The organism is Luedemannella helvata (assembly GCF_039528415.1).
Taxonomy (GTDB): Bacteria; Actinomycetota; Actinomycetes; order Mycobacteriales; family Micromonosporaceae; genus Luedemannella; species Luedemannella helvata.
On sequence record NZ_BAAALS010000017.1, the window covers coordinates 132,076 to 141,266 of the forward strand.

At 71.9% G+C, this 9,191-nt stretch carries 8 protein-coding genes and 1 tRNA gene; 5 read left to right on the plus strand and 4 right to left on the minus strand.

What is annotated here, in order from left to right; genetic code table 11:
• Nucleotide 1 precedes the first annotated feature (1 nt).
• The 4 genes from ABD191_RS18285 to ABD191_RS18300 all read left to right on the plus strand — a co-directional run bounded on the left by ABD191_RS18285 (nt 2) and on the right by ABD191_RS18300 (nt 5,307).
• On the plus strand, nt 2-1,501 hold the full coding sequence (locus ABD191_RS18285) for a complex I subunit 4 family protein (protein WP_344083184.1): 1,500 nt from the start codon (nt 2-4) through the stop codon (nt 1,499-1,501).
• Nucleotides 1,498-2,988 carry an NADH-quinone oxidoreductase subunit N gene (locus ABD191_RS18290; protein WP_344083186.1) on the plus strand — a complete coding sequence of 497 codons (1,491 nt, stop codon included), beginning with the start codon at nt 1,498-1,500 and terminating at the stop codon, nt 2,986-2,988. The genes ABD191_RS18285 and ABD191_RS18290 overlap by 4 nt, the downstream gene beginning before the upstream one ends.
• A gap of 120 nt (nt 2,989-3,108) precedes the next feature.
• The gene (gene htpX / locus ABD191_RS18295; protein WP_344083188.1) at nt 3,109-3,990 is read left to right on the plus strand and encodes a zinc metalloprotease HtpX; all 882 of its coding nucleotides are present in this window, start codon (nt 3,109-3,111) and stop codon (nt 3,988-3,990) included.
• A gap of 18 nt (nt 3,991-4,008) precedes the next feature.
• The gene (locus tag ABD191_RS18300; RefSeq protein ID WP_344083190.1) at nt 4,009-5,307 is read left to right on the plus strand and encodes an MFS transporter; all 1,299 of its coding nucleotides are present in this window, start codon (nt 4,009-4,011) and stop codon (nt 5,305-5,307) included.
• A 4-nt stretch (nt 5,308-5,311) separates the two neighbouring features.
• On the opposite strand, the gene ABD191_RS18305 is transcribed toward ABD191_RS18300, so the two are convergent.
• Entirely contained in the window at nt 5,312-5,806 is a 495-nt protein-coding gene (locus ABD191_RS18305) for a YajQ family cyclic di-GMP-binding protein (protein WP_344083192.1), read from the minus strand.
• A 189-nt stretch (nt 5,807-5,995) separates the two neighbouring features.
• Between ABD191_RS18305 and ABD191_RS18310 the strand changes: the two genes are divergently transcribed.
• Nucleotides 5,996-6,076: transfer RNA gene (locus ABD191_RS18310), tRNA-Tyr, on the plus strand.
• Nucleotides 6,077-6,208: 132 nt separating this feature from the next.
• Here the strand turns inward: ABD191_RS18310 and ABD191_RS18315 are convergent.
• The 3 genes from ABD191_RS18315 to ABD191_RS18325 form a co-directional block, all read right to left on the minus strand.
• A complete protein-coding gene (locus tag ABD191_RS18315; RefSeq protein ID WP_344083194.1) occupies nt 6,209-7,630 on the minus strand; it encodes a tyrosine-type recombinase/integrase in 1,422 nt (473 codons plus the stop codon).
• Nucleotides 7,627-7,863, minus strand: a complete 237-nt coding sequence (locus ABD191_RS18320) for a helix-turn-helix transcriptional regulator (protein WP_425560755.1) — start codon at nt 7,861-7,863, stop codon at nt 7,627-7,629. The genes ABD191_RS18315 and ABD191_RS18320 overlap by 4 nt, the downstream gene beginning before the upstream one ends.
• Before the next feature lie 303 nt (nt 7,864-8,166).
• Nucleotides 8,167-9,191 (minus strand): AAA family ATPase (locus ABD191_RS18325; RefSeq protein WP_425560756.1); only part of this gene is annotated, 1,025 nt, incomplete at its 5' end.

The window sequence follows — 9,191 nt, forward strand, 5'->3', positions numbered from 1 at the left end:
CATGCTGCTGACCGCCGTGCTCGTCATCCCCGCGCTCGGGGCGCTCGTCGCCGCCCTGGTGCCGGCCCGGTTCGATCGCGCCGGTCGGGTCGTCGCCGCGGTCGCGGCGGCCCTCACGCTCGTCGCGGCGGCCCTGCTCGCGGTCGACCGCGACCCGCCGCCCGACGGCGTCCTGCGCCCCTGGCACCAGGTCGACCTGGCCTGGGTGCCGTCGCTGGACCTGCGCTGGCACGTGGGCGTCGACGGCATCTCCTACCCGCTGGTGGTGCTCACCGCGCTGCTCACGCTGCTCTGCGCCGGTTTCACGGTCGCGCGGGTGCCGGGCGGCCGGCACGGGCGGCACCTCGCGGCCCTGCTGCTCGTCATCGAGGTCGGCATCCTCGGCACGTTCCTGGCCCTGGACCTCGTGCTGTTCTTCGTGTTCTTCGAGGTCGTGCTGCTGCCGATGTTCGCGGTGATCGCGGTCTGGGGCGGACCGGGGCGTCGGCACGCGGCCCGCAAGTTCGTCCTCTACACCCTGCTCGGTTCGGTGCTGCTGCTCGTCGGCGTGTTCACCGTGGTGGTCGGCGCCGGCACGGCCGACCTGGTCGCGCTCAGCGACGGCGCGGGCGCCACGATGACCTACGGCACGCAGCTCGCCGCGTTCGTGCTCCTCGCCATCGCGTTCGCGGTCAAGAGCCCGCTGTGGCCGCTGCACACCTGGCTGCCGGACGCGCACACGGAGGCGCCCACGGTCGGTTCGGTCATCCTCGCGGGCGTGCTGCTGAAGATGGGCACGTACGGCCTGATCCGGGTGGCCGTGGGGGTGGCCCCGGACGCGGCCCGCGACGTGGCGCCCACGCTCGGCGTCCTGGCGGTCGCCGCGATCCTCGTCGGCAGCCTGGTCTGCCTGGCCCAGACGGAACTCAAGCGGCTCATCGCGTACTCCTCCGTGGGGCACATGGGGTTCGTGCTGCTCGGCATCGCCACGCTCAGCCCGGCCGGGGTGCGGGCCGCGCTGGTCGCGAACATCGCCCACGGCGTCATCACCGGCCTGCTGTTCTTCCTCGCCGGGGCGATCAAGGACCGCGCGCACACGGGCGACCTGGCCGCCCTGGGCGGCCTGCGGGAGACCGCCCCGGCCCTGTCGGGCCTGCTCGGGTACGCCGCCATCGCCTCGCTCGGCCTGCCCGGGCTCGCCGGCTTCTGGGGCGAGGCGTTCGCCGTGCTGGCCGCCATGCAGCGCGGCGGTCCCCTGTGGACGACCCTGGGCGTGCTCGGGGCGGTCGGCGGCGCGCTCACCGCCGCGTACTTCCTGAGGTTGTTGCGGAGGGTGACCCACGGGGAGGCCACACCGGCGGTCGCGGGCCTCGGCGACGCGGGGCGGCTCAGCCGCGCGGAGCTGTGGGCGTGGGCGCCGCTCGTGGCGCTGACCCTGGTGCTGGGCGTGGCGCCGGCACTGGTCGTGGCGGTGGCCGACGCGCCGGTGACGGCGCTGACCGGGGTGGTGGCAGCCGAGTGATCGACCATGTGGCGCTCGCGCCGGCCTACGCCGCCGCCGGGACGGCCCTGCTCGCCTTCCTCGCCGACCTGATCGTGGGCCGGCGTGGGGTCGTGCTCGCCCTGGCCGTGCTCGGGGCCGCCGGCACGGTCGCCGCCGCCCTGCTGGTCCCCGGGCCGCGTCGCAGCTTCTGCGGTACGGCCGGCTGCTCGTACGTGTGGGACGACTTCGCCACGGTCGTCGGCGTGACCGTCGCGGCCGCCACGCTCGTCGCCCTGCTGCTCTGCTTACCGACAATCAGCGCGGGCGACGCACCGGCCGGTGAACTGTGCTTCCTGCTGGGCTGCGCCATGACGGGCGGCGTGGTGCTGGGCGCCTCCCGCGACCTGATCACCCTGGTCGTCGCGGTGGAGACGCTGACCCTGCCCCTGTACGCGGCCGTCGCCCTGCGCCGCCGCGAACTCGCGTCCGCGCAGGCGGCCGTGACGTTCTTCACCGTGTCCGTGGTGTCGACCGCCGTCACGCTGCTCGGCGCGGCCCTGCTCTACGCCGTCACCGGCACGGTGCACCTGACCCGCCTCGCCGGCGCGCTCGGCGGCGTGGTGCCCGGCTTCGCGGCGCTGGCCGCCGCCGGTATCGCGCTGGTCCTCGTGGGGCTCGGCTTCAAGGTGGCGGCCGTGCCGCTGCACGCCTGGGCGCCGACCACGTACGACGGCGCGCCACTGCCCGTGGCCGCGTTCCTGTCGACGGCCTCGAAGGCCGGCGGCGTGGCCGCGATCCTGCTCGTCGTCGTCCTCGGCCTCGGGTCGCAGCTCGCCGTCGCCGGCCCGCTCCTGGCCGCCCTCGCGGTGGCGACCATGACGGTCGGCAACCTGGTGGCCCTGCGCCAACGGCGGATGGTGCGCCTGCTGGCCTGGTCGTCCGTAGCGCAGGCCGGGTACATCCTGGCGCCGTTGGGCGTGTTCGCGCTCGCCGACCAGCGCGATGCCGGCGCGGCGCGTACGGTCGTCGCGGCCGTCCTCGCGTACGCCGTGCTGTTCGTGCTGCTGGAACTGGGGGCGTTCGCGGCCGTCGTCGCGCTGCGCGGCGCGGCCGACGGCGGTGACCTGGCCGACTTCCGGGGCGCGGCCCGGCGCCGGCCGTGGGTGGCGGCCGCGTTCGTGCTCGCCATGGCCGGGCTCGCCGGCCTGCCGCCCGGCCTGGCCGGGCTGTTCGCCAAGGTCACGGTCGTCCGCGCGCTGCTGGAGGGGGCGTCCGGGTGGCTCGCTCTCATCGTGGCGCTCAACGCCGTGGTCGGGGCGGCGTACTACGTGCGCGCGTCCGTGGCCCTGTTCCGCCCGCCGGATCCCGCCCTTGATCCCCGCCCGGATGCCGGCCCGGGTGACGGCTGGCCCCGGCTCGCATGGCCGGTCGCGCTCGCGGTGGCGCTGACCACGGTCGCCGCGGTGGTCGTCGGGTTCGCGCCGCAGCTCGTACTCTCGGCTGTTGATCTTCTTATGGCCAGCTGAGAGCGTTATCAGCTAAGTCACAGCGACCTGTGACGTCTCCTGGGCACTGTTGAGGAAGCAACGCAGCCCCGCCGGCGTTGGACGCAACAGCGTGAACACGCGGGTAAAGGAGAGATCTTCGTGCACCGGCACTACAACGGACTGAAAACGGCAGCCCTGCTGGGGCTGCTCACCGCGCTCATCCTCGGCGTCGGCTACTGGTTCGGCGGCGGTACCGGCCTGTTCATCGCCGTCATCTTCGCCCTGGGCATGAACGCGGCGACCTACTTCTTCTCTGACAAGATCGCGCTGCGCACCATGGGCGCGCGGCCCATCAGCGAGATCGAGGCGCCGGAGCTCTACGCGATGGTGCGGGAGCTGTCGGCCCGGGCCAACCAGCCCATGCCGCGGCTGTACATCTCGCCGACGCCGCAGCCCAACGCCTTCGCGACCGGCCGCAACCCGCAGAACGCGGCCGTCTGCGTCACCGACGGGATCATGCGGATCCTCACCCCGCGCGAGCTGCGCGGCGTGATCGGCCACGAGCTGTCCCACGTCTACAACCGCGACATCCTGATCTCGTCGGTCGCCGGCGCGCTGGGCGGCATCATCACGATGCTGGCCAACATTGCGATCTTCCTGCCCATGATGGGCTCGGACGACGAGGAGGGGGGCCCCGGCATCCTCGGCCTGCTGCTGCTCATGATCCTCGGCCCGCTGGCCGCCGCGATCATCCAGATGGCGATCAGCCGCAGCCGGGAGTACCAGGCCGACGAGTCCGGCGCGGGGCTCACCGGCGACCCGCTCGCCCTGGCCAGCGCCCTCCGGAAGATCCACTACGGTACGCAGACGATGCCACTGCGCGCCGACGGCCAGCTCGCGAGCCAGGCCCACCTGATGATCGACAACCCGCTGAAGGGCGGCGGGCTGGCGAACATGTTCTCGACGCACCCGCCGATGGAGCAGCGCGTCGCCCGGCTGGAGGCCATGGCGGCCAACGCCGGTCCGATCCAGTACCGCTAACCCACGTACGCTGCACCGATGCAGCGTGACACCGATGCCCCGGGCGGGGACGACCTCGCCGCCCGGGGCATCGCCCGTTATGCGGCCGTCTGGCGCCTTCCGCACGCACCGACCCTGCTCGTGTACGGCACCCTCGGCCGCCTCGGCCTCGGCATCACCGCGCTGGCGCTGATCCTGCACGTCGCCGGCGTGGTCGGCCGGTACACCCCGGCCGCCATCGCGGCGTCCTGCTACGCCCTGGCCAGCGCCGCCGTCGCCCCGTTCGTCGGCCGCCTCGCCGACCGCCTCGGGCCCGCCCCCGTGCTGCGGGTGACCGCCGTGGCCCACCCGGTGGCCCTGGTGCTCCTGCTGCTCGCCGCGCGCGGTCCGCGCCCTTCCGTCGTGCTCATCTGGGTCGCGGCCGCCCTGGCCGGGGCCACCTACCCGCCCCTGTCGGCCGCCGTACGCGGGGCGTGGAACGCCCTCACGTCTGTGATATCGGGCCGCCACCACCTGCGGACCACCGCCCTGGCCGCCGAGGCGACCCTCGTCGAGCTGATCTTCGTGCTCGGCCCGCTGCTGGTGGCGCTCGTCGTCGCGATCGCCAACCCGGCCGTCGCCCTGGGCGTCGCCGCCGCCGTCACGCTCGTGGGCACCTGGTTCGTCGCGGCCAGCCCCGCCATGCGCCGCGCCGCCCCGGCCGAACCCCACGAGCGCGCCCGCGGCCTCGGCCCGCTGCGGGTGCCCGGGTTCGCGGCGCTCGTCGTCTGCGCCGGCACGCTGGGCGTGTCGTTCGGCGCCTCCGGCGTGGTCGTGCCCGCGTTCGCCGAGCGCCACGTCGGCGGGGCCGACAGCGACTCCGTCGCGGCCGTCCTGCTCGCCGTCTGGGGGCTCGGCAGCGCGATCGGCGGCCTCTGGTACGGCACCCGGGCCCCCGCCGTGCCTCTGGTGAAGCAGCTCGGCTGGCTGCTCTTCGCCGTGGCGGGCAGCCTCGCCGTCCTGGCCGTGGTGCCCTCTGCGGGGCTGATGGCGGCCGTCCTGATCATCGGCGGCGCCGCCATCGCCCCCGCCATGATCATTACGAACACGCTCGTGGGCCGCATCGTCCCCGCCACGATGCACACGGAGGCCTACACCTGGATCCTCACGGTGTCCATCGCGGCGGGAGCGATGGGCGGATCCGTGACCGGCTTCCTCGTCGACCACACCGGCGTCGGCTGGGCGTTCGCCTTCATGTCCGCGTGCGTGGCCGCCGGCGCGATCGTGGCCGGCTGGCCGGCGGGTCCGATCGCGACCGCGGACGCCCGCGCCACAAGCCGCGACGTGATGGCGCCCTAGCGGGTCACCGGTAGTTCGTGAACTGCAGCGCGACGCCGAAGTCGGAGTTCTTGAGCAGGGCGATCACGTCCTGCAGGTCGTCCTTCTTCTTGCCGGTCACCCGCAGCTGGTCGCCCTGGATCTGCGCCTGCACGCCCTTGGGCCCCTCGTCGCGGATCTTCTTGCTGATCGCCTTGGCCTTGTCGGAGTCGATCCCCTGAAGGATCTTGCAGTCGATCTTGTAGCCCTTGCCCGACTGGCGAGGCTCCCCGGCATCCAGCGACTTCAGCGAGATATTGCGCTTGATCAGCTTCTCCTTGAAGACCTCCAGCGCCGCCTTGACCCGCTCCTCCGTGTCCGCCTGCAGAGCCACGGCCTCCTCGCCGGCCCACGCCACGGTCGCGTTCACGCCCCGGAAGTCGAAACGCTGGGACAACTCCTTGGCCGTCTGGTTCAGCGCGTTGTCGACCTCCTGCCGGTCGACCTTGCTGACGATGTCGAACGAGGGTGTCGACGCCACAATCACACGCTCCCGAGCAAACTCAACCGTCGATAGAACCCGTCCATCCTGCCCCACCCGGCGCCAACGTGCCCCAATTGGGGTCCGGCGCGGCGAACCGGGTACCCGTTTGCGCGGCCCCCGGGTCGTACCGTTATCCTTGCTACCGCTGCCGCACCCGGAGTGATCCGTGGGACGGTGGCCAGCCCAGGCGGGTTGCCCGAGCGGTCAATGGGAGCGGACTGTAAATCCGTCGCGAAAGCTACGAAGGTTCGAACCCTTCACCCGCCACAAGCTGCAAAAAGGGCCCCCGACCAGCGGAAACGCCGGTCGGGGGCCCTTGTCGTTGGTCCCACTCAGTCCCACGGGGGACCGGTGGATCTCACTCGCTGTGGCAAATGCGTGGCAAAGTTTCGCGGACGATCATGAATCGGCTTCGTCCTCGCGCTGCGCCTCCTCGATGCGGCGCCGCGCCGCATCCTCCTGCCCGTCGATGCAACTCGCGTACACCCTGAGCAGGACATGAACGCTGTTTCCCGCCCAATCGGCCACCTGCTTCGGCGGTACGCCCGCGTTGAGCCACAGGCTCACGGCCGCGTGCCGTAGGTCGTACGGCCGCTTGGCGAGCGGCGAGGCGACCTGGGCAGCGGTGAGCGCCTTCCGGCGGGCGCGTCGCCAGACGGTCGTGTACGTGTTGTTGGGCACGGGCCGGGCCTTGGGCGTGACGAAGATGCCGCGCGGTCCTCGCCGGGTCACGAACAGGCGCCCACCGGGGCCGGCGCCGTACTTGGTCAGGTGCCAGTCGAGCATCTCGCACAGCGCGGGCGAGGCGGGCACGTCCCGTGAGGTTTTCTTGGCCCGATGCTTCAGCTCTCGGTCCTCGACCGTGCCGGGGCCGTTGCCCCAGCCCTCGCCCACGGTCAATGTGGCGCCGCTCAGGTGGAGCCAGCCCCACTCGCCCGGCTTGCTCGGGCGCTCGTACTCCTCCTCGGTCAGGTGTAGCGCCTCCTCGGGCCGTAGCGCTGCCTCGTACATACAGCCGAAGAACGCGGTCAGCTCCGGCGTGTCCTCGCGCACGGCTGCGAGCAGCGCGGTTCCCTGCTTGCGGTTGACCACCACGCGCCGGTCAACCGCGTCCGTGCTGCGCGGCGCCTTCCAGCTCACCAGCGTCAGCGGGTGGACATCGAGGCGCCGCAGTTCCACGGCGTACTTGAGGCAGCCGGAGAACACGGCCCGCTTGCGGTTGACCGTGCTGGCCGCTGCCGCACCGCCCGTGGTCAGGGTGGCGATGGTGTCGAGTGCCTTGCGCACCAGCCCGGCATCGGTCAACGCGGACAGGTTGACCGTGTTCGCTTCCAGCCAGGCCACCGCGCCGGCCAAGCGCGCAGGTGGCGGGCCAGCCTCCCGGCGGGTCCTGTTGAACACGTAGCTGTACAGCGCGGCCCGCATCGTCTTGTCGTCTGGGGCGCCCCGGTCCGTGGCCAGTAGCGCCGGGGTGACCGTGGCCAGCGTGTCCGCGATGCCCTTGCGGTGCTTGGCGGACGCTCCCGGCCACTTCATGTCCACGTACGCCACGGCGTGCGCGTACCAAGAGCAGGTGTTCAACTCCCGCGCCATCGGCTCAGGTAGGCCGGTCGGCTCATCGAACGCCACGCCCTCCCGCTGAGCCGTGATCAGCTTCGACCGAAAGCTCTCTGCCAGCGCCCGCGTCTGGAAGGTCTTTCCGAACTCCTTGCCCGCCACCTTCCACCGCACGCGGTACGTGCTGCGCGGCTTGCCCGTCTTCCGGTCGGTGCCCTTGTGTTCGCGGATCGCAAAGATCCGCACGTCGTAGGTGGTGCTCACGCTGCTTGTGGCTCCTCTCGGCTGGCCATCCAGGCCTCGAAATCGGTGCGTCGGATGCGGAGCTGCCCGTTGGGCAGCTTGTAGTTGCGGGGTGCCTGGCCGAGCGCCTTCCAGCGGAAGAAGGTCGACTTGGGCACGTCCAGTTCGGTCAGGAACTCGGCGAGGGTGAGGTAGTCCTTGCGCGGCATGGGTGCGGCCTCCCGTGGGATGGCGGTACGGGCGGTGTGGGGCACGCTGCCGGCCCGGCGACGTTGAGGGGTCGTCGGGGCCGGCGCGCGGGCGGTCTACGGTGGCGAGCCTCTGGGAGGCGGTCTGTAAAGGCCGTAGAGCCAAGATCTGTGCATGGTTGGTGTCTTAGGTAGGGTCTGTGCTGAAACACCGCTTAGATGGTGTTACATCCGTTGATCGCCTAGCCCGCCCCCCAGCGTGTTTCAGCGATCTAGGGGGACAGCTAGGCCCCCATGTCCCCCTAGATCAAATTCATATGCCCTGGTCAGAGGCATTTCGGGGACACCGGGGACACCGGGGACACTTCCCTACGCTGTCCCCGACTCGTCGGCCGCGCGGTAGGTGCCGCTCGCGTCGGCGTGAAGCTGGGCGTCGGCCAGCATCCGTTGGCACGTCTTCTTGACCGTGTTGTAGGCCAGCCCCGTCCCCGCCTCGATTGCCCTCGGTGCGGCGGGGCCGTTGGTGCGCAGCCAGCGCAGGATGGTGGCGCGGCTGTCGCCCATGGCGTACTCGGCCGGCGGCCCGTCGAGCATCGACCACGCCCCGACCTCGGGGTAGAACCGCAGCGCGTATTCCGACTCGTCCACGTCGCGGCCGGTCACGTAAAGCGTCCCGTCCGCCTCGCCGCGCGAGCGCTTGAGGACCAGCGTGGCGTCGGCGGCCCCGGCGATGCCGTTGGTGCCGGACACCTCGGCCAGGAAGTCATCCGATCCCTGCTTGCGCACGTGGTGCACGAGCAGGATCGCGACCCCGTAGGCGTCGGCGATCTTCTTGATGCGGCCCACGGCGAGGTAATCGGCGTCGTAGGCGCTGGCGCCCATCGGTGACTGTCCCCGGACCTTGGCGAACACGTCGATGACGACCATGCGCGCGTTGCGGTGCGCGTCGAGCCACCCGGCGATCGCCTCGTCCCCGCCGTGGGTCATCGGCGGGCACTCGGTGACCAGGTGCAGATCACGCGGTGCACGCTGCCCGTTGGGGAGCATCTTCGCCACACGGGTCTGCAACCGGCGCGGCACATCCTCCAGCGCGAGGTAGAGCACCGGGCCGGGCTCGACCGGGATCGCGTCGAACGCCTGGTTACCAGCGGCGACGGAGATCCCGAGGTTGAGAGACATCCACGACTTGCCGACCTTGGGCGGCCCGCACAGCAGGTTGACGCCCTCGCACAGCACGCCCGGTACCGCCCACCGGGCCGGCGGGAACTCGGTGTCCATCAGCTCATCGGCGGTCCACGCCCGCCCGAGCTTGGCGCGCGGGCGCGGCTCGTCGTCGGGGCCGACCAGGCGCAGGCCCGGGGCCTGGTCGTGGGTGGTGAAGGTGTTCGGGTTGG